The following is a 19,620-nucleotide window of genomic DNA, read 5'->3' as shown; positions in this document are numbered from 1 at the left end:
TAGGTAGGTTGATTTCGAAATTATTATCAATTTTTACTGGTTCAACGGGGTGTGCACCACCGCCTGTTACTTCTCCAATAAGGGTAGCTCTGTTAAGATGCTTTAGGTCATACGAAAATTCCTCGCCACAGGAGAAGGTTTTGCTGCTTGTGAGCACATATACTGGTGTATTTTCCAGGCGTTTACCTTCAATTCTATCGTGGGTGTAAGTTTTTCGTGTGTAATCTGTTGGGCGATAGTAGAAGGTATTAAGGTGAATGTTACTTTTAGGTGGATATAAATAGCTAATGAGATAATTAAGCATATCCGGGCTGCCGCCTCTACATTCCCGTAAATCGAAAATAAGTGCTTTAGAGTCTGCTACCTTTTGCATGGAGGCACTCGCGACTTCTTCAGCAAGTCTGCTGCTATAAATGGGATAGAAAATATCAAGTTTGATATACCCAATGTTGTTCTCTAATACATCAACCTTCGTAAAGCCAAAGTTTTCGAAACTGTTCATGAAATCATCTCCACGACTGCCTTGCCTATATGAGGAGTTAGATGTGTTGTTTAGGTAATTGACCTGAACATGTTTGTCTTCACAGATGTCAAAAATATGTTCTTTAATTCTTTGCGCTAATTCATCATAGCTTTGCAACCCTGAATACTCACCAGAATCAAAATTTTCGATCAGTTGCTCTTTAACTTTCTGTCCTTTATCTGCAAATACGTACCCTTCTTCAAACGCATCACCAATTTTAATAACCACAGATCTTATATACTCCGAAGACAACTCTTCAGTTTTGCTCTGGCTCTGGCAACTCCAAGAGCTCATAGTAACAAGAATTAGAAGAATATTTTTCACGGTGCTAAATTTCAATTTAAATAATGAATGACACATTGGTTTTATTTGAGTGGTGAAGATATTGTTTGAGGGTACTTATGCAGCTTTCCATTGCCATAAGCGAATAACCCTTTCGTATAATTTCAACGTGTATCTAAATAAAGAACCCCGTTCTTTTGTGTTAAATGATGTTAAATAACTTTTTAACACATTTCTATTAGATAGATTTACGCAGGTCAAAAAACTCATAACATGTTAAAAAATTATATCAAAGTAGCCTTACGAGGCTTCTCCAAAAACAAGAGTGCCACTATCATTAATATTGCCGGGCTATCCATTGGGCTTGCTTGCTTTATCATGATATTCGTTTACGTTCAGGTAGAGCTGAGCTACGATACCTTTCATAAGGACTATGAAAAGATATACAGGGTAACAACTATTGATCAGGCATTAGGTGTTTCAAGTAACAATGTTGGAATTACCAACCCGATAATGACAGTAGAAGCAAAAAATAACCTGTCCGAAATTACCGCTTCTACCAGAATGCTAAACAATGGCAGAACCCGAATGGAAAACGGAGATGATGTTACCTATGCTGAAAACGCGAAGTATGGGGAGAGTAGCTTTTTCGAATTATTCAATTTTCCACTATTAGAAGGCAGTGATACAGCCAAATTTAATGCTCCCAGAAAACTTATTATGACGGAGGCATTAGCCAAAAAAACCTTTAAAAAAGATAAGGCCATTGGTAAGGTGCTGAGAATTGATGATGAAGACTGGGAAGTAGTAGGAGTGATGAAGGACTCGGAAGAAAAGAGTCACTTAGAGATGGATTTGCTTATGTCAATCTATCCAACTCAGGCAGATTCTTCATTTTCTCAATATTTGAATGGCTGGGCCGGATTGGGCATGCTAGGTTACATTAAAATTAATGATCCTTCTCACGCAGAATCAGTAGAGCGCAAAATGAATGAATTAGCCCATTCGAATGATGTGCCTGATTTTTGGATTACCAAACTGCAACCATTGGCTGATGCTCACCTAAAGTCATCTGGAATCTTATTCGATGGGAATAATGCCAATAAAGGCGACATAGTTTATGTGTACTCACTTTCTGCGATAGCTTTATTTGTAATACTTATTGCTGCATTTAATTTTATGAATTTGGCCACAGCAAAATCATCAACCAGAGCCAAGGAAGTAGGAGTGAGAAAGGTAATGGGCGCACAAAAACAGTCGTTGGTTACCCAACATTTAGGGGAATCAATTTTGTTGTGTTTTATATCGATGATTATAGCGTTGTTACTTTGCTTGTTGGGCTCGCCATACATGAACCTTGGTTTTGAAGGCAATATATTATTGCATCTGATTTCTAATCCTGGTTTGTTAATCTTGATAGTGCTAATCACGCTAGCTATTGGAGTGCTGGCGGGTATTTATCCTGCTTTTGTACTGTCTAATTTCAACTCTATTAATATTTTGCGGGGCAAGTTTCAGACTAGCAGGAGTGGTATTTTGTTACGTAAGATACTAGTGGTATTGCAATTTGTGGCTTCTGTAACACTTATTATCGCAACACTATTTATCACACGGCAATTGGAATTTATAAAAAATAAAAACCTTGGCTTTTCTAAAGATCAGGTACTTACCATTCAAATGAATGATCCGGGTTTGAGCCAAAACATGGCTGCATTCAGGGATAAGCTAGATCAATACGATCAAATAACGGCAGTGTCTATGTCTAACAATATGCCTGGCAGAACTTTTGGCAGAACTGGCGTAACGCCAGAAGGTGTGCCTGAAGAGGAAGAAAACTGGATTGTTAGTGCACTTTCATTTGATGAAAATTATCTGGACGTGATGGATATGGAAATTGTGGAAGGTAGAAATTATTCTAAAGAGTTTGGCACAGATCAGCAGGAAGCGATACTTGTGAACGAAGCATTCGTTGAGCAGGTTGGTTGGGATGAAGCTGTTGGGAAGAAATTAACAATGGGTAATAACCAGGAGCGTACCATTGTAGGTGTGGTTAAGAACTTTCATTTCGCTTCAATGCGCCATGCTATCGAACCACTCATTATGTTTTACAATCCGGGACCCAATGGCAATATCTCTATGAGAATTAAATCGGATATAAGCGAAACTGTTTCGCAGGTGGCAGGCGTTTGGAATGAGGTATATCCTGATTACCCTTTTGAATACCAATTCTTTGATGAAGAATTTGCTCAAATGTTTCAGGCCGATGAGGAGTTTTCTGAACTGGTAATGAATTTTACTTGGCTGGCCATATTTATTGCGTGTCTGGGTTTATTTGGACTTTCGGCTTACATGGCAGAACAGAGAAGGAAAGAGATTGGCATTAGGAAAGTCTTGGGTTCAAGTGTAAAACAAGCTGTTGTATTACTTTCAAAGGAGTTTGTGTTGTTAATCATGATTGCAAATATTATCGCTTTCCCACTTTCATATTTAGCAGTTAAAAGCTGGATTGGCGATTTTCAGTATAAGATAGATCTTTTGAGTGGTTCGGCTTTGCTCACTTTTGCCTTGGCTGGAGTTATTGCGCTGACTATCGGTTTGTTTACCGTCAGTTATCAATCCATTGCTGCAGCTGTTGCTAACCCTGTTAATTCTTTAAGATCGGAGTAGTAATTGTTCTATAAGACTTTAGTGACTGTTTTTAGATTATTTGATTATGATCTAAAAACAGTCATGAAAAAATATAGAAGAACTACAGCAGAGTCCAATGCCTCCAGCATGGCAGATATCGCCTTTTTACTCCTCATCTTTTTTATGGTAACCACAACAATAGTGAATGATAAAGGTCTTGATTTAGTCTTGCCACCTTTTGATAATAGTATGAATCCGGCAGAGATACATGATAGAAATTTATTTTCAATTCTTATTAATTCAAATGATAAACTAATGGTTGAAGAAGAACTTCGGGAATCTGTAAAAAATCTTCGGTTAGATGTAAAGAAGTTCATTTTAAACTATGGTGCTAACAATGATTTGAGTGAATCACCTGCAAAGGCTGTGATATCTTTAAAAACGAACCGAGGTACATCTCAAAATCAATATATTCAAACTTTGGATGAAGTGAAGGCGGCATATTATGAGATTTATTCAGATAAATTGAATATAGAATCAAATGCAATAAGAAATAATAAGATTCCGATTCAACAACAAACGGCATACAGGCAACTTAGGAAAGAAATACCTATGAATATTTCAATAGCGGAACCCGATTAACAGAACCAAATCGATAATGCATCGTAACATTAAATTCAAGGCTTCAACAAATGAATCAATTCGGTTTACTAGGTGTATTTGCAGGAGTGGCGGTAGCTACAGGAATTTTTCTTTCTACCTATTTAATTTTTATAAGAAAAGAGCAGGTTCTTAAGAATCGTTTGTTAGGCTTAATCTTTTTGGCCATAGCACTGAGAGTGGGTAAATCTATCGCCTTTTTTATACTAAGAGATATGGCCGCTATTGGGCTTGCACTTGGTTTTTTGGGTTTGGCAAGTATAGGAGCGCTAACATATTTATATACAACTGCCGGAGAGACAGAGTTTAAACCAAAAAAGGTTCATCTATCTCATGCCATAATTCCATTATTTGGTTCAGTTGGTTGCTACTTTGTTTTTAACACACCCTTGGATTCACTCTTTTACCAGTTAGGAACATTTCTAAGTTTTGCCTATGTGCTTCTGTCATGGAGAGCCATTTATGTTGCGAAGACTGAGAATGATAAGCTAAGATCATGGAATGTGAAGTTATTAGTGGCCATTACCTTTATATTACTGTCATTTGGGTTCCAACATCTTGCTAACTCAATGATGGGCTATGCAATAGGCTCAGGGATGGCTGCCGTTGCCTTATATTATATATTTTTTCAGGCATTGCAATCACCATTGGTATTTACACCAACCATGCGAGTGGAAACTTCTCAAGAAGTGGTTAATAAGGTGAAAGTTGCTTTTGAAGATAAAGCCATTTACAGAATTCAGGGAATAACCATTGCTCAGGCATCTGAAGAATTGGAAGTGCCTGCCTATTTAATTACTAGGGCTGTGAAAGAGTTGTATGATAAGACATTTCCTGATGCCATTAACTCATTCAGGGTAGAGGAGGTGAAGGAAAAATTAAGTTCGGGCGATGAAACAAAGGTAGAGGCCCTGGCCTATGACGCTGGTTTTAATACTCCGTCTGCATTTTATGCTGCATTTAAGAAGTACACAGGTCAAAGTCCAAAGGCCTTCCAACAAACCCAAATCTTACAATCGGCTTAAGTGCCTGGAATCTTATAGGTTCCTTGTTCTACTTCATTCTTTATTTCGGCTAACCTTGCTCTAAACCCTTCAGGGGAAGTAGTTTGTATAGACTCTAAGTCTTTCAGAGCAGATTTTTTCTTACCTAGGAAATAATAGCTCAATCCTCTGTTTAGTTTTAAATACCAGGTATCAGGACTTTCTTTCAATGCATTATTAGATACTTCTAGCGCATCATTTGGCATATTGTTTCTTAATAAAAACATACCTAACCCGTTCGCTTCATACGCAGTCATGTTCATTGCTTTTAATTCTGAAATGGTGCTCTTAAGTTCTTCTGATTTATTGAGAGCTTGGAGTAGACGTGCTTTGGTCGTCATGTTAGTAACATTCTTATTGGCAGAAAATCCGTTGTAACCACCATTGATTGAGCGATTGGCCCACTCTAAAGCTTCCTCTAAATTAGTATTGTGGTTTAAGCACCAATTGGCCGCATCATTCCAGGCTTCCCATCGGTAAGTGTTAATTCCAAGAAGTTCGTATCGGAAGTTATCAATTACTGTTTTGTTTAAATCAACAGACACTTCAAATGGAATTCTTTTCTCGCCCCATTCAAGTGCAATAGTCAAAGCATTTTCAGATCTATTTATAAATTCGTAATCAAGTTGTTCTGATGGAGGACAAGTGGTTGGTGTAACATCCACTTTGAGAGCCACATGCTCATCTCTATCCAAATAATAACTCCCCCATTGGTTATCATGGTGTGCAAACATTAACGTCCACGGTCCATCTTCTTTGGTATCAATATGAAAACCATAGCTGCCGGCTTTTAGTGGTTGGCCTTCTATCATTACATCAGTTGAAAACTTGATGCGCGTGTTCATATTGGCACCTGCTCGCCATGCTAAATTAGGATCACTGTATGAACCAACAACATTAGCCCATATATCTCTTCCTCTAACAGCTGGCGAACTGTACTCTACTGTAATATCAGTAATACCTAGCGTTTGTGTTTCAACCACTTTCGGACTTGGCTGAGGTATTTTCATGGTATGAAATTGTGCCCAAGCCGAGCAGCTAATTAATAGTACTAAAATTGATGATGATAATTTCATCATGAGTTTTTTAGAGAAATTATATAGGCTTTAATCAATCATAAACTCATGATTAATGAAATGTGGAGATGAAATTATTATTCTGAAAGCGTTTTAATCACCAGGTTTTTGAAATTCAATTGTGGTTCTGAATGCTCACTATTTTTAAGGCTTACCAGATGCCAGTTTCTATAAATTCCTGCTTTCGTTATTCGTATGGATTTTAAAGAATCGTTAAGATAAGGTTGCACCGCCCACTTAGACATAATGGCTACACCAAGATCATTTTTAACCATATCTATGGCCGCTTCGGTAAATTCCATCTGAATGAATTTCTTAGGTTCCAGGTCTTTAAACGGCCCGGCCTTTTCGAATATCATGTGCCGCTCATCAGGGCCCGCATGAGTAATTACAGTATGGGTATTAATTAAATTTATGTCAATCCAGTCTGTAGTTGCTGTAGGATTATTTTTATTAACAATAAGCACTAATTCATCTTTAAAAAGAGGTGTTGATTCATACATGGAATCGAAGGGTTCGAAAACCATAAGCACAAAATCAGTTTTACCATCTCGGAGTAATTTTAACGGTTTTTTTGGTGATTCTGTGATAAGATTGACCTCAGCAGATGGGTACAACCTGTTCACTTCTTTCAATATTTCGGTTATCCAATGGTATGAAGTATAGGCTTCCTGTGCAAATCGTATTTTTATTAGTGGGTCTTCAGAACCTCGTTTCACTGCATTTTCAAGTTCATTCAATTGTTGAATTATTTTCTGGGCATATTTTCTGAAAATCTCCCCACTGTCAGTAAGTTCCAGTTGGTTGTTTACACGATTGAAAATAACTATTCCCAACTCCGTTTCCAGTTCTTTTAACTGATGACTCAAGGCGGACTGAGATACAAAAAGTGTTTCAGAGGCTTTTGTCAGGCTTCCTTGCTTCGATACTTCTACTACTAGTTTTAGGTGCCTTATTTCCATTATCAATTTTTGAAATTGGAATTTAGGCCAACTTTTTTTTATTGAGAAACTTTCTAATTCAAAACCTCAACTTCTGCTATCATTACATCTTCATATTCTTTCCAATCGCTATATATCGATCTTCTGAAATAACACTTTATAGAAGATGCTGCTCTTGTGCGGATGATGGTATGTGGCACTCTTCTTTCTTCAAGTTCTATCAGTTGCTCTTTTGTGAGTTTTACCTTTCTCAAGACCTTTCCATTCTTATCATAAGTCACCATTTTATTGTTTTCTATTTCTCCTGTAAGCCACTCGATTGGTTTTTCAATAAGAGATTGAAGGAGAGCTTTTGTCTTAGAGTCGTTCACCCATTCTACTGCCAGATAAAATGCTTGATTTAATGTGATATCATAAGGTTTAAGATCAAGAGTCACATAACCTTTCTGTATAGTAGACTTTAATATGAGATTTTGATTGACCAAGTCTTTACCAGGTAAGCCAGTTACTGAATCAATGGCAAAAAAGTGGATGCGAAATTGAAATTCCTTGAGTTGATTTTCTAAGATATTCACCTTTACATTTTGTACTAGTACTGGAAATTGATCAGGATAAATTTTCAGGGCTAAAGCAGAGCCACCTGACACACTTAATATAGAAGTGCCTCCCGGTGCAATGCCTGGTTTTGTGCCATACGTCTTCAAATTGAGACCTTTTGAATTTATGACAATGGGATCTAGTACTTTTGTGATGGGTTGTAATGTTATCGACAGATGGGTTAAGTCTTTTGTGATTTTGATGTTTTGTGACTTATAACCAATAGCCGAAACTGTAAATGTTTCACCAAGATGTTTATTCAAATTTAGGGCTAAGGTGAACTCACCATTTTCATCAGTAATGCACCCAATGGATGTAGACAGAATTCCAATTTGAGCATAGGGTACGGGTTGATTTTCTGTGTTGTTAATTACGCCCGTTATTTTATGTTGTGCGTAAGCATTGTTTAAGAAAAATATAGCTAGCGTGTATATCAATAATGTTCGCATAATTTTTATTTGGTGAGACTGGTAAGCAAAAGGTAAATGTTGCAGGTAGATGAATGAATAATAATCACCAGGGTTATGACTAAAATTCATACTTCAAAATGATGAAATATATTACCTTCAGTTAGACTTGTTAAAAATGAGAATTATGAAAAACTTTTACTTATTGATTTCATTACTAATTGTTTTTTCGTGTAAGGATGCCGAAAAACCCAATGAAGCAGATCTCATCCAACAAATTGAAAGTGTGGAGAAATCGTTTAACGATATGGCGGCAAGAGAAGGTGTTAAAGCGGCTTTTTTGGAGTTTGTTGCAGAGGATGGTGTAATCAATAGAAGAGGCCGTGTTTTTCAAGGCAAAGAGGAGATTGAATCTTATTTTAATGATCAAACGTTGCAAGATGTAAAACTGCAATGGAAGCCTGAGTTTATAGATGTCTCAGAATCGGGTGACATGGCCTATACCTATGGTCCGTTTACTTTTTCTGCCAAAGATACTACGGGTCAGGTTATAGAAAGTGCAGGCATTTTCCATACAGTATGGAAGCGCCAGAAAACAGGTGAATGGAAGTTTGTTTATGATTGATCCTAAATTAGTGTTAATTACAACTTTCATTGCTTTTAGGTGCGCCAATCGTGAACCCAATAGAAACGAGCATATTCTTACCCAGTTTTATAATTCATCATCGAGAATTGAACATTTAGATCATTTATCTACTGATTATGAACTACATTTTGGTTCTGTAACTGGAAAAGGTATAAACAAGTCTCAGCTAGCCAATCTTTTAAAGTGGGATTACGCACTGAATCCGGACAGGCAAATTCTTGAGTTTATTAAATTGGCGAGAGATACGGTGATTCTTAGGTCAAAGGAGGAAAATGACTTTTCAAAACTTATCAAATATCCCGGGTGGGAAAGCGTGAATACTTATGTAATCGATGAAAGAGGGCTTATTAAGTTACAATTATATCAACCTAGAAATGAGACTTCATATAAACCATATCTGAAACCTGCCATTGAGTGGTTAGTTGCCCATGATAGTTTGCGTCTGGCAGAAGTGTATGATTTAAAAGATAAAGCACTAATTCAGGATAGTGTTTCAGCCACAAAATGGATAAAGCTCTTACGAGAGTGGAGGGCATCAAACCTGCCTACTTATCGAAAATAAATAACCCATTTTTCACATCACTTATATAAATGTAAGGCTGATCAGTTAAGGCGAATATTCCAAATGCGCCCAGAAAAAAGCCTTTACCGCTAATTTCTGGGTCAGTATCAAACTCGCAAATTAATACAGGATTTTCTGGATCTCGAAAATCGAAAGTTCTTAAACCGGCAGAATAGTATGAGAAATAAGCCGTATAATCCACAATATGTACATTATGCAAGGTAGAAGCCAAATCTTTGTATTTGTATTTGAGAACAGGCTGAGCTATATCAGAAATGTCCCAAACTGTAAAGTCGTCTCCAAGTTCAGCACTACCAGCAGGACGTTCGTCATTAATTACAAGGTAATTCCCATCTTTAGTCACCCAGCCGCTATGATGGAATCTAATTAATGGAGATTCTATATAACCGATGGTAACGGGCTTAGCTGGATCAGAAATATCATAAATTTTAGTGCCATCTCTTCCATGAAAATCAAATAGCGTATCACCTTTTATCATTGCTTCATGCCCCGAATCTAATGGTCCGCCTGTCCATAGCAACTTAGGATTCGTTGGGTCTGTTTCAATATCATATATTTTTATTCCTGGCAGTGACGCTGTTAGTAAACCGTCAGAAATGAATATGTTATGGGCTCCATCAAATTCTCCAATTTTTATTGGGTTACTTGGATCGGATAAATCTACTATGCTTCCTTTGGCCTCTTCAACACCGTTTACAGTATACATATAGTTCTTGTAAGTTTTAATATCCCAACCGCCAATGTTGTTGAATTTTTTGACAAGCTCAGGTTGTGTAGGATCATCTACGTTTACGATATATACACCAGTCGTATCATTGATTAAGCCCTCAAACCCAAAGCCTACTAGTGCGAAATTCTGGTCACTTGTACTATAACCCCATATATCTGAAATCCATTGATCAAAGTCTAATTGCCCAATTACATCACAAGAGGCTGTAGGTTCAGGTAAGTCTGGTTCCTCAGGTATTTCTTCCTCCGTAGGATCGGGCACAGTGGTATTGGGTGCCATCTCATCGTTATCATCATCACAACCAACAAGTAAAGGCAATAAAAACAGGAAGCTTAAAATTGTAAGTTTCATAACAGAACTAGTTTCAATGATTTAACCATTTAAATAGTTCTGATCGATAGGAATTAGTTAAGTAAGTTACTCAAAATTATACTCTTGCAACAATTCGATCATTTGTAACCTATTCAAAGTACTAAGAAAATTGGCTCGATTCCTGAATTTATCCTATGAAATTAATTGATATTAATATGATAAGTTTACAAGCTTCATTGTTTAAGGAATTGACATCTAAATTAGTGGGAGTCAATTCTAACCAAACGCAATTGGTCGGAAATTATTTAACTACACACCTCTCAAGTTTTAAATCTATGAAAAACATTTTATCGGTAGTGTTTCTGTTATGTAGTTTGTTTTCGTACTCCCAAGACAGCCTACGCTATTATTACAATCAGGGAATAGCGGCATTAAAAAATGGCGATGCGGACCTCTATCTCCAAAGTTTTGAGCGTGCGAATGAACTCCGACCTTACCATCCTACATTAATTCATCATTTGGCTAAGGCTCAGGCCTTAAATAACAAGTGGAACGAGCTCAATAAGACATTGAGAATAAAACTGATGATGGACGCCAATCTCGAAATCCTTGAAGATTCCATTTTTCAGGAATTTAATACAATGGAGTTTTATGATGGTCTGATTCAACTTCAACAAAGCTTATTACAAAGCAGCAAGAATAGTGCAGTTCATATGGAACTTGATCTTAGCTCGTTCCATCCAGAGGCAATTACTTATAACCCTGTTAGTAACGTATTCTATCTGGGTGGTGTGTATGAAAGAGCTATAATTTGTGTGAATGCACAGGGTGAAATTGTTGGTCGGGTTGACTATGAATCTATGCCTGAAATGTATGCAGTAATGGGACTGGAGTATGATGTGAAAACCGGAAAACTTTGGGCATGCACGGCTGCACTTCCTGAAATGAAGGGTTATTCTGAGGAGTTGGAAGGTAATTCATCGGTTATTTTACTGGATGCCGAGCTGCAGATAAAAAATACATATCATGAAAAAGGTAGCCATTTATTTGGAGACTTAATACTTGATGATAACGGCTCGATTTTCATTTCAGATGGACGGGCAAACACGGTTTACAACTATTCTATTGATGAAGGTTTAACTACTTTCAAAAATCTTTCGAATGTAGGGCTTTCGTTGCAAGGCCTCACATTTCATTCTAACGGCAGGTATTTATATGTAGCTGATTATATCAAAGGGCTTTACAGAATTGATATTCAAAGTAAAGAAGTATCTAAAATTGAGCTTGCTGGAAATATCATTTCCAAAGGTTTCGATGGTATTTATTTCTATGAAAATTCTCTAATAGCCATACAAAATGGGGTTTCTCCTAAAAAAGTATGGCGTCTTTTTCTAAATAAAGATGGCTCGGAGGTAATTAGAATCGAAGTGATAGATCAGGCACTTGATATTTTAGATGAGCCTACACAGGGTGTATTAGTTGGCAATGAGTTTATATACATCGCAAATAGTCCTTGGTCGAAATATGAAGATGGTGTGTTGCAAACTGAGCAATTGACAAAAACAGTTTTGTTAAAATATTCACTGAAATAGTGGATCGTTTCACAAGGGTTAGTTCATGCCCATCAACTTGAAAAGCCCTCCTTTATATGTTTTACTTACCCTATGTGTAGTGTGATCACTCATTTTTATTTCAACATCTCCAAAACCAACACTTATAATTTCCTTTAAAAAGGAAGTGTTAATGATAGACGAGCGATGTATTCTTATAAATTTTGATGGGTCCAAAACTTTAATGAGTTCAGTGAGTGATTGTCTTAAAATGTGCTTTTTGCCGCCTTCTACAATTTCAGCATAATAGCCGGAGGCCTTGATATACTCAATGCTTTCGCACGGGATGAAGTAGGTTTTGTCTGCAAGTTTAATTGGGATAGATGTTTTGTACAGGCCGGCCTTGTGGTCCGATTGATACGACATCATTTGTAATAGGTCACGGATTTGTCGCTGATCAGCTTCCAGGTTTCGTGTATTAACCAGGCTAATGGCACGATTTAATACAGAGAAAAAGCGCTCTTCTTTGAATGGCTTCATCAGGTAATCGAATGCCGTATACTCAAATGCACGTACCGCATATTTGTCGTAAGCAGTAATAAATACAATAATTGGAATGAAATTGATTTTATCCAGAACATCAAAGCCATTCTTAGATTTCATTTGAATATCTAAAAATATAATATCGGGTTTAAGCTCATCAATTTGAGAGATGGCATTTTCAACATTGCCACATTCGAAAGATACTTCGATGTCGAAACGCTGTTTTATGAGCTTTTTCACTCTTTTTCTGGCAAGTGGCTCATCATCTATAATTCCAACTTTAATCATTTTTCTATCGGTAAAGTTATTTCATTCGTTAGGCCGGGCTGATTGCCGTTATTGTAAATTTCAAATGAGTATTTCTCGCCATAAGTTTCGCCAATTCTGGTAATTATGTTTGAAAGCCCTGTGCCGTATTCCCAATTATCAGCGAGGCCCGCTCCATTATCTGAAACTTTAATGCAGAGCGTTCCATTCCTCGATTCAGTAGAGATTACAATTTCTAACCTGTTTTCTGTGAAGCCGTGCTTAATGGAATTTTCTACGAGTGGTTGAAGTATAAACGAAGGAATTAAGCATGTCAGATGGTCATTAGAAATGTTTTTTTTAATGATCAAAGAATCAGAAAAGCGCGTAGTTTCAATCTGAATATATTTTTCAAGGATATTCAATTCTTCTTGCAACGTAATTTTATTCCTGCTGTCAAATTCCAGCACGCTGCGTAGCAGTTCACTTAAATCCACCAACATAGATTGTGCTTTTTTGCTGTCCTCATCTATCAAAGAGCTGATGGCATTCAGGGAGTTAAAAAGAAAGTGGGGCCGCAATTGGGATTTAAGATATAACATGCGAGTTTCAAGTAGCTGCTTTTCTACCTTCTCTCGTTTGACTTCTTCCTGTTTCCTGGAGTCGTAATAAATTAAACCATAGGTAATGCCAATAAGAAAATTATAGGTTAAAAAGCTTTCCCTAAAGAAACTCGGCAGATTGGTCAGGTACATTTCCCATAACTCAGGTAGCTCGGGTTTATTATATAGGTATTCCATCAATATTGGAAATACTGACATAAGCAAAGTGAAAACGACAATACCCAACAGGTTAATTCTTAGATGATAGCCCCAGTATTTTCTGAGTAAATCTTTTTTTAAGAGTAGATTAATTATGAAATAGAGAAACACAAGGCCTAACAGCCAGCTTCCAATTTGAGATGATGCCACACGTATAATGGAACGCTCAACGCCAATGGATTTTAGCCACAGCATTACACTAAAGATGGAGATGAGTTTCGTGCCACTCCAAATGATACCAATTATTTTAAATGGCTTCATTGTTCAAAATTCTAAAACACGGCTGTTTAATTCGTTTATTTCAAATCATAATATGCACCTTTCACATCAATTATACAGACTAATTGATCAAAAAATGGATCTATGTAAATCAATAAACTAATTTTTTAGTTAATTAGAATTCAAAGGGACAAATAGATAACGGCAGATTTTAATCTGTGCGATAGTGAGATTATTCTAAAAAATAGTTCAATGAAACAATTTATCACATACACTACATTTTTAATGCTATTGTTAGCGCGAGTTGGGTTTGGGCAACCTGTTGCAGACACTGATTTTACGTTCGAATTAGTGAAATCTGCATATCAACATAATGAGGGCCCGGTAATTACTGTGGATGAAGGCCACAACAACCTGCACAAAAAAGATGGCGGCCTTTCAGTTCTTGTAAGGGCTTTAGAAGAAGATGGTTATCAGGTGAAAGCAAATGAATCAGCAATATCTGATGAAGTACTTGATGCTACAGATATTTATGTAATTGCCAATGCATTACATGCCTCTGATGTTGGCAATTGGGTGGTGCCTAATCCTTCAGCATTTACAGAAAATGAGATGGATGTGTTGGTTAATTGGGTGAAAGAGGGTGGCCGGCTGTTGCTTGTGGCTGACCATATGCCCTATGGTGGAGCTGCACAGGATCTTGGTGCTAAGTTGGGCGTTGAATGGAATAATGGTTTCGTGATAAAACCAGGGCAACATTGGCCGCCTAGTACTTTTAGTTTGGAAAGTGGTACGCTAAAGGAAAATGAAATCACTAAACGTGCAGATGACTTCGAGACAATTACTACGCTGGCATCATTTACCGGATCGGCATTTAAGGCGCCTAAGGGAGCTACCATCATTTTTGAATTTGATGATTCTCACGAAGTGCTTATGCCAGATACAGCGTGGCGGTTTAATGAAAAAACTAAGAAGTATAACTCCAAAGGCTGGCAGCAAGGCGCCTATTTTAGTTTTGGCAAAGGTAAGGTAGTGGTTTTGGGAGAAGCTGCTATGATTACCGCCCAAATTGTCAACGATCAGTTTAAAGTAGGCTTTAATAGCCCGCAGGCACCGCAGAATTTACAATTCGCACTAAACATCTTCCATTATTTAAGTGACCATGAAAAGTATGTAGATAAAGATGAAATTATTGAAAACTTAAATGCAGCGATGGAGGAAGCTTTTAATTCCGGAGATATGTTAAAGGTGGCTTCCTTTTATTCTGATAATGCAAAATTATATGGGCCCAATGGCAATGATGTAGAAGGCAGAGCAGCCATTGATAATTATTGGAAGTCATTAGAAGGCAGGCACGTTAGCTGGGAGTTGGAAACTCATGAATTAAACTGGGTTGGGGAAGAGTGTAATCAAATAGGAGTATCCAAACTGAGCTTTGAACAAAACAACCAGACTGTAACCGCCACCACTCGATTTTATTTGGTGTGGCAGCCACAAGACAATTCATTTAAAATAAGTAAAGATTTTTATCATGTATATCAACGCTAAAACTTTTGTGGGCATACTGTTAATGTTCCTAATTTCATCAACACTATTCGCTCAATTAGATTCAAATTGGAAATTCAATACCTATAGCTCCATTTATGGTGGTGCTGCCGCAGATGAAAATTCCATCTATTTTGGTAATGAAGGGGGTGAGTTTTATGCCATTTCAAAGTCAGGTGAAGAAAGATGGAAACTGAATTTGCCTGGTTCTATCAAGTCCACACCCGCAGTATCTAAAAAGGCCATTTATATTAATACTGGTGAAGGTATGTTATATGCCATCAACCCGAAAAAGGGCACAATAATTTGGGAGAAGAAATTAGGTGAAGAAAAGAAATATGATTTGTGGGATTACTATTTGTCATCACCGCTTATTGAAAATGACAGGCTTTATTTAGGACTTGGAGATGGAAATGTAGTATGTGTTTCTTTGAACGATGGAGAAGTATTATGGTCTTATAAAGCGTCAGATGCAGTTCATGCCACTCCGGTTATAGAGGGCAATAGTTTATTCATAGGCAGTTTTGATGGCTTTCTTTATTCGTTGGATAAAAGTAATGGTGAGCTAAACTGGAAATTTGATACAGCAGGTAGCACAAATTATCCGAATGGTGAAATTCAGAAAAAAGTAGTGGTTAATGGTAATTGGGTATATGTGACTTGTCGTGGGAATTACTTGTATAAGATTAATAGTGAAACAGGCGTGAAAGATGCCGAGTATTTTGAGCCTGGCAGCTGGATTATTGCTGCTCCAGTGCTAGTTGGCAATAATCTCTTGTTTGGCACCTCTGACTCACAAAAAGTAAGATCAGTTGATAAAAATACGTTAAAGGAAAATTGGTCTGCAACTACCACAATGCGCATTTATGGACAAGGAATTGCAGCTGAATCTAATGCTTATTTCACAACATTTGATGGAAAAGTGATTCAGGTAAATACAAGTACTGGGGAATCTCAAAAAGTTTTTCAAACTCAAATGAGCAAAGAAAATTATTCGTTGATTTATAATGAACAAGGTTATTTTAGAAAAGATATGCTACAGTTGTATGGTAGCAACATAGCTGCGGCCGAAAAATTATTATTACTTCTTGGTGCTTTTGCCGGAGAAGGCTTAAAGCATGACGGTCAGCTTATCTATGGTAATTCGAATGGAACGCTTTATTCGTTTACTATTGGAAATGAATGAAAACATTAGATTTTAAAATTAATCAAGGCATATTCGTTTTTTGTAAATGTGATGTAGATCAAGTTCCAGATGACATAGAACCTCTCATGCAGTTTAAAGAAGAGGAAGGTCTGACTATCATTATCGAATACAGTCAACTCAAGCCTGAGATGGAAATGGAGGTGAGTACTCAAAAATTTGCATGGATTACTTGCACTACAACTACCAAATTATCTGAAACAGGAATTACCCGTAAAATTTCATTTGTGCTCGATGCATTAGGTATACCCTGTAACATTGTAGCAGCGTTTCATCATGATCATATTTTTGTGCCATATACTATGAGACTGAAGGCATTGTCGGCACTTACCTCTTTGGGAAAAGGTTAATAATCCTGCATATTCCAAATTATAATTCATTTTATTTTTGAGCTCAAATTCTCCCCCGCTACCGGGGGACAAAAGTAGTAGCTTAAATAATAAAGACCCAGGCCAACCACGGCCTGAGTCATCTCAAACAACAACCCTGAAAATCAGAATTGTAAACCCTTAGCTTTTTAGTTTATTGAGTATGGAGTAATAATCTTTTAAAGTTTCTTTATCGATATTCAGCCAGGGTTCATAAAATGTCATTTCTGCATTAAGTGCCGATTTACTTTGAAGTTCTTGACCTAATTCTGTTATTTTCAATTCACCATTATTATTTCGAGAAGCAAGATGTAGGCTTGTAAGTTCTTCTTCAAAGTGTGTGGTTTCTTCTTTAGAATGCCCCCAGGTTGGCCGATCTGAAAAGTCGGAATAAACGAATGTGCCTGAACCTAAATGAGCCAGAATTTCAGCAGCTGGTAATGAAAGATTTATTTCCTTATTTAGTCGCTCCATGCGATAATGACTGGCATCATTCCGCATTGCTATGAGATCATCCATAAGCACTATGAATTTGAGTGAAGTGGAGGTTGGCGTGACATTTTTGTGTACTAATGCTTTTCTACGTTCCACAAGAGAAGGAAAGCATTTAAGGTTTTCGGAGTTACTAACTTGATGAAATAAATGCAGCACCAGTTCAACTTCTGCTGTTGAAAGGAGCATGATTTTCTGACTATTGATAGCAGTAGTTAAATCGTTAATTACTTTTCTCCCTTTTTCAGAGATTTTAAATCGAGCATTGTTGTATACTAATAAACCTGTTTCGGCTAGCTTTTTAAATTGACCAGTAATATAGATTTGGTTGGCGAACGGGTAGCGCAACAGAAAATTGGGAGCGTTGAATCCTGTACTATCCAGATTGGTGGCGATAAAAAATAGTAGACCTAAATTACCATTGTCTATATCTGTTTTTTGGCTTACAACTTTAAAAGCATCGGCAATTAGTGGTCGTGTTACTTTATTATTGATCTGTCTGTAGGTCTCAAACCATACAGAATCAGAAATGAAACAATCAAAAACTTTATTGGGAGTGCATTGAGTGGTAGAAATTTCAGATGTGCTTTTCTTGCGCTCATTCTGGCAGCTGTAGATTAAAACACTTGTGCTCATTAGAAGAAATAACCATTTCATTCTATAATAATCAGTGATTTATCTTCTAACTATGACCACAGGCGTTTAGCATACATTAATTTGAATTGAAGTACTTGCAAATTGATTTAAGCAATATTTTTTAATTCGACTTGGACAGATCAATCCATTGCTTACTTGTTTCATGGGTATTTGAAACAGCATATTCAACCGCTTTTTTGGCAAGTAGTCGGGTAGAGTCTAAAATGGGTAAAGGTGAGTTATTGGTGTTAATTATTAGTGGAATTTCTGTACAACCTAGTATGACACATTCGGCACCCTCCCTTTTTAGTTTTGTTATTACATTAATAAAAAAATTGATCGATACTTCTTTGAAAATACCGTTGCATAACTCTTCAAAGATGATGTCGTTAATTTTTAATCTGTCAGTAGGTTCAGGAGTTATTAATTCAAGCCAATTTCTCTTTAAGGCACTTGCATAAATCTCACCTTCCATGGTCCACTTGGTGCCAAGAAGGCCTACTTTTTGCCAACCGTTTGATAGAATTTCATTGCAAACTACATCTGCAATATGAATCCCTGGTATAGGCACATCACCAATAATTTTTTCCAAAACGATATGTGCAGTATTATCCGGACAAATAAAAAAGTCAGCGCCACTTTGTTTAACTTGTTGTATTCCCTCCATTAGATGGAAGCTGATAACATTGTAATCATCATTTTCCCAGGCTTCCATGCTTAATCCCATAGGAATAGAGCTCATTAGTATGGTAGGATGCATGTGAGGACCAAGTAATTCAACTCCTCTTTTACAAGCTGTTGTATAACACAATGCACCTCCTTCATAGCTGTGCATAACAATTCCTATTTTTTTGTTTGTCATAGACTAATTGTTTTCACTATGATTAAAATAGAATAATACCGAGCAAAGGATTGTGATAAACTCTGAAAAAAGAATAAATTGATTTGAGATACTTTGCCCGTGCAGTAACGTCATTCAATCATTAAGCAATTCTGATAGATTAATGCATTTGACCCTGCCATTCAACTCATAATAAAAATACTTTTTATCCATAGAAAGAGTAGGAGTAAGTTCAAATACCCCTTTTTCATTGATTTGAGTTAACGGTTTTGCATCACTCCACTTGCCTTCTTCATTGAAAGAAATAAACAAATCCAATTCCCCAGTCTCGAATGAATACCTGTTGAATATCATAAATTTTTCATCCGGATCTATGACTAAATCATTTTCACTATCTGAAGTATTCAGTGCTTCTACCAAAGTAGGCTTACTGAATTTACCATTGGTGTATTCACTCATGTAAATATCCATACTTCCTTTTCCGCCAGGCCTATCAGAGTTAAAATATAGCCTTCCGGATTTAGCAAAAGTAGGGTAGGTATCATGGCCTTTGTGGTTGAGCTCCGATAGAAATATCGGTTCACCCCAGCTGCCGTCAGACTTTTTCGCCATCCATAAATTACCATAAGTTACTTGTGTTTGAGTGCCTGGTTCAGGTCTTCTGGAAATGAAGATTAATAAGCTATCACCAACAATTTCCGGATGATAATCTGTATACATACTGTTG

General features: G+C 37.0%; 19 protein-coding genes. 9 read left to right on the top strand and 10 right to left on the bottom strand.

The features are described 5' to 3' along the window. The coding region (locus tag RLO81_RS15435; RefSeq protein ID WP_350113556.1) for a S41 family peptidase at positions 1–817 on the bottom strand (817 nt) is incomplete at its 3' end. Positions 818–1,078: 261 nt separating this feature from the next. On the opposite strand from RLO81_RS15435, the gene RLO81_RS15430 reads away from it, so the two are divergent. The 3 genes from RLO81_RS15430 to RLO81_RS15420 all read left to right on the top strand — a co-directional run bounded on the left by RLO81_RS15430 (position 1,079) and on the right by RLO81_RS15420 (position 5,118). Further along, complete coding sequence (locus RLO81_RS15430; RefSeq protein WP_350113553.1) at positions 1,079–3,472, top strand: ABC transporter permease; 2,394 nt, start codon at positions 1,079–1,081, stop codon at positions 3,470–3,472. Positions 3,473–3,535: 63 nt separating this feature from the next. Further along, positions 3,536–4,075: an ExbD/TolR family protein gene (locus RLO81_RS15425; protein WP_350113550.1), complete on the top strand. Its 540-nt coding sequence runs from the start codon at positions 3,536–3,538 to the stop codon at positions 4,073–4,075. Between the two features lie 50 nt (positions 4,076–4,125). Beyond that, complete coding sequence (locus RLO81_RS15420; protein ID WP_350113547.1) at positions 4,126–5,118, top strand: helix-turn-helix domain-containing protein; 993 nt, start codon at positions 4,126–4,128, stop codon at positions 5,116–5,118. Here the strand turns inward: RLO81_RS15420 and RLO81_RS15415 are convergent. The 3 genes from RLO81_RS15415 to RLO81_RS15405 all read right to left on the bottom strand — a co-directional run bounded on the left by RLO81_RS15415 (position 5,115) and on the right by RLO81_RS15405 (position 8,199). Continuing rightward, positions 5,115–6,212: a DUF2911 domain-containing protein gene (locus RLO81_RS15415; protein WP_350113544.1), complete on the bottom strand. Its 1,098-nt coding sequence runs from the start codon at positions 6,210–6,212 to the stop codon at positions 5,115–5,117. The genes RLO81_RS15420 and RLO81_RS15415 overlap by 4 nt on opposite strands. 77 nt (positions 6,213–6,289) lie before the next feature. Next, positions 6,290–7,174 (bottom strand): LysR family transcriptional regulator, encoded by an 885-nt coding sequence (locus tag RLO81_RS15410; protein WP_350113541.1) that lies wholly within the window; start codon positions 7,172–7,174, stop codon positions 6,290–6,292. Positions 7,175–7,227: 53 nt separating this feature from the next. Further along, complete coding sequence (locus RLO81_RS15405; RefSeq protein ID WP_350113538.1) at positions 7,228–8,199, bottom strand: carboxypeptidase-like regulatory domain-containing protein; 972 nt, start codon at positions 8,197–8,199, stop codon at positions 7,228–7,230. 145 nt (positions 8,200–8,344) lie between these two features. Here RLO81_RS15405 and RLO81_RS15400 point away from each other — a divergent pair, with 145 nt between their 5' ends. Continuing rightward, positions 8,345–8,782 (top strand): YybH family protein, encoded by a 438-nt coding sequence (locus tag RLO81_RS15400; RefSeq protein WP_350113535.1) that lies wholly within the window; start codon positions 8,345–8,347, stop codon positions 8,780–8,782. Continuing rightward, positions 8,775–9,365: a hypothetical protein gene (locus tag RLO81_RS15395; protein ID WP_350113532.1), complete on the top strand. Its 591-nt coding sequence runs from the start codon at positions 8,775–8,777 to the stop codon at positions 9,363–9,365. The genes RLO81_RS15400 and RLO81_RS15395 overlap by 8 nt, the downstream gene beginning before the upstream one ends. On the opposite strand, the gene RLO81_RS15390 is transcribed toward RLO81_RS15395, so the two are convergent. Next, positions 9,349–10,467, bottom strand: a complete 1,119-nt coding sequence (locus RLO81_RS15390) for an LVIVD repeat-containing protein (RefSeq protein WP_350113529.1) — start codon at positions 10,465–10,467, stop codon at positions 9,349–9,351. The genes RLO81_RS15395 and RLO81_RS15390 overlap by 17 nt on opposite strands. A gap of 296 nt (positions 10,468–10,763) precedes the next feature. Between RLO81_RS15390 and RLO81_RS15385 the strand changes: the two genes are divergently transcribed. After that, a complete protein-coding gene (locus RLO81_RS15385; protein WP_350113526.1) occupies positions 10,764–12,020 on the top strand; it encodes a hypothetical protein in 1,257 nt (418 codons plus the stop codon). An 18-nt stretch (positions 12,021–12,038) separates the two neighbouring features. Here the strand turns inward: RLO81_RS15385 and RLO81_RS15380 are convergent, their stop codons facing one another. Both RLO81_RS15380 and RLO81_RS15375 read right to left on the bottom strand, forming a co-directional pair. After that, entirely contained in the window at positions 12,039–12,809 is a 771-nt protein-coding gene (locus RLO81_RS15380) for a LytR/AlgR family response regulator transcription factor (protein ID WP_350113523.1), read from the bottom strand. Next, positions 12,806–13,849, bottom strand: coding sequence for a sensor histidine kinase (locus RLO81_RS15375; protein ID WP_350113520.1), 1,044 nt, complete (start codon positions 13,847–13,849; stop codon positions 12,806–12,808). Before RLO81_RS15375 ends, RLO81_RS15380 begins: the two co-directional genes overlap by 4 nt. A gap of 210 nt (positions 13,850–14,059) precedes the next feature. Between RLO81_RS15375 and RLO81_RS15370 the strand changes: the two genes are divergently transcribed. Genes RLO81_RS15370 through RLO81_RS15360 form a run of 3 tightly spaced genes read left to right on the top strand, consistent with a single transcriptional unit; the run spans position 14,060 to position 16,906 of the window. After that, positions 14,060–15,355 (top strand): DUF4350 domain-containing protein, encoded by a 1,296-nt coding sequence (locus RLO81_RS15370; RefSeq protein ID WP_350113518.1) that lies wholly within the window; start codon positions 14,060–14,062, stop codon positions 15,353–15,355. Further along, the gene (locus tag RLO81_RS15365; RefSeq protein WP_350113516.1) at positions 15,339–16,538 is read left to right on the top strand and encodes an outer membrane protein assembly factor BamB family protein; all 1,200 of its coding nucleotides are present in this window, start codon (positions 15,339–15,341) and stop codon (positions 16,536–16,538) included. The genes RLO81_RS15370 and RLO81_RS15365 overlap by 17 nt, the downstream gene beginning before the upstream one ends. Further along, positions 16,535–16,906, top strand: coding sequence for an ACT domain-containing protein (locus tag RLO81_RS15360; protein WP_350113513.1), 372 nt, complete (start codon positions 16,535–16,537; stop codon positions 16,904–16,906). Before RLO81_RS15365 ends, RLO81_RS15360 begins: the two co-directional genes overlap by 4 nt. A gap of 159 nt (positions 16,907–17,065) precedes the next feature. On the opposite strand, the gene RLO81_RS15355 is transcribed toward RLO81_RS15360, so the two are convergent. The 3 genes from RLO81_RS15355 to RLO81_RS15345 form a co-directional block, all read right to left on the bottom strand. Continuing rightward, positions 17,066–18,073 (bottom strand): hypothetical protein, encoded by a 1,008-nt coding sequence (locus RLO81_RS15355; protein ID WP_350113510.1) that lies wholly within the window; start codon positions 18,071–18,073, stop codon positions 17,066–17,068. Between the two features lie 100 nt (positions 18,074–18,173). Then, the gene (locus RLO81_RS15350) at positions 18,174–18,914 is read right to left on the bottom strand and encodes an aspartate/glutamate racemase family protein (protein WP_350113507.1); all 741 of its coding nucleotides are present in this window, start codon (positions 18,912–18,914) and stop codon (positions 18,174–18,176) included. Between the two features lie 114 nt (positions 18,915–19,028). Next, positions 19,029–19,620, bottom strand: a 592-nt coding sequence (locus RLO81_RS15345) for a TolB family protein (protein ID WP_502880462.1), incomplete at its 5' end; no start/stop codon positions are given.

The organism is Fulvivirga sp., from assembly GCF_040220315.1.
Taxonomy (GTDB): Bacteria; Bacteroidota; Bacteroidia; order Cytophagales; family Cyclobacteriaceae; genus Fulvivirga.
Note: the sequence above shows the minus strand (reverse complement) of the source record. Positions and strands in the feature narration are given on the sequence as shown.

Bases quoted from the DNA above. Each gene is read 5' to 3' on its own strand.
- RLO81_RS15430 (WP_350113553.1), top strand. From the start codon at position 1,079: ATGTTAAAAAATTATATCAAAGTAGCCTTACGAGGCTTCTCCAAAAAC.
- RLO81_RS15425 (WP_350113550.1), top strand. From the start codon at position 3,536: ATGAAAAAATATAGAAGAACTACAGCAGAGTCCAATGCCTCCAGCATG.
- RLO81_RS15420 (WP_350113547.1), top strand. From the start codon at position 4,126: ATGAATCAATTCGGTTTACTAGGTGTATTTGCAGGAGTGGCGGTAGCT.
- RLO81_RS15415 (WP_350113544.1), bottom strand. From the start codon at position 6,212: ATGAAATTATCATCATCAATTTTAGTACTATTAATTAGCTGCTCGGCT.
- RLO81_RS15410 (WP_350113541.1), bottom strand. From the start codon at position 7,174: ATGGAAATAAGGCACCTAAAACTAGTAGTAGAAGTATCGAAGCAAGGA.
- RLO81_RS15405 (WP_350113538.1), bottom strand. From the start codon at position 8,199: ATGCGAACATTATTGATATACACGCTAGCTATATTTTTCTTAAACAAT.
- RLO81_RS15400 (WP_350113535.1), top strand. From the start codon at position 8,345: ATGAAAAACTTTTACTTATTGATTTCATTACTAATTGTTTTTTCGTGT.
- RLO81_RS15395 (WP_350113532.1), top strand. From the start codon at position 8,775: ATGATTGATCCTAAATTAGTGTTAATTACAACTTTCATTGCTTTTAGG.
- RLO81_RS15390 (WP_350113529.1), bottom strand. From the start codon at position 10,467: ATGAAACTTACAATTTTAAGCTTCCTGTTTTTATTGCCTTTACTTGTT.
- RLO81_RS15385 (WP_350113526.1), top strand. From the start codon at position 10,764: ATGAAAAACATTTTATCGGTAGTGTTTCTGTTATGTAGTTTGTTTTCG.
- RLO81_RS15380 (WP_350113523.1), bottom strand. From the start codon at position 12,809: ATGATTAAAGTTGGAATTATAGATGATGAGCCACTTGCCAGAAAAAGA.
- RLO81_RS15375 (WP_350113520.1), bottom strand. From the start codon at position 13,849: ATGAAGCCATTTAAAATAATTGGTATCATTTGGAGTGGCACGAAACTC.
- RLO81_RS15370 (WP_350113518.1), top strand. From the start codon at position 14,060: ATGAAACAATTTATCACATACACTACATTTTTAATGCTATTGTTAGCG.
- RLO81_RS15365 (WP_350113516.1), top strand. From the start codon at position 15,339: ATGTATATCAACGCTAAAACTTTTGTGGGCATACTGTTAATGTTCCTA.
- RLO81_RS15360 (WP_350113513.1), top strand. From the start codon at position 16,535: ATGAAAACATTAGATTTTAAAATTAATCAAGGCATATTCGTTTTTTGT.
- RLO81_RS15355 (WP_350113510.1), bottom strand. From the start codon at position 18,073: ATGAAATGGTTATTTCTTCTAATGAGCACAAGTGTTTTAATCTACAGC.
- RLO81_RS15350 (WP_350113507.1), bottom strand. From the start codon at position 18,914: ATGACAAACAAAAAAATAGGAATTGTTATGCACAGCTATGAAGGAGGT.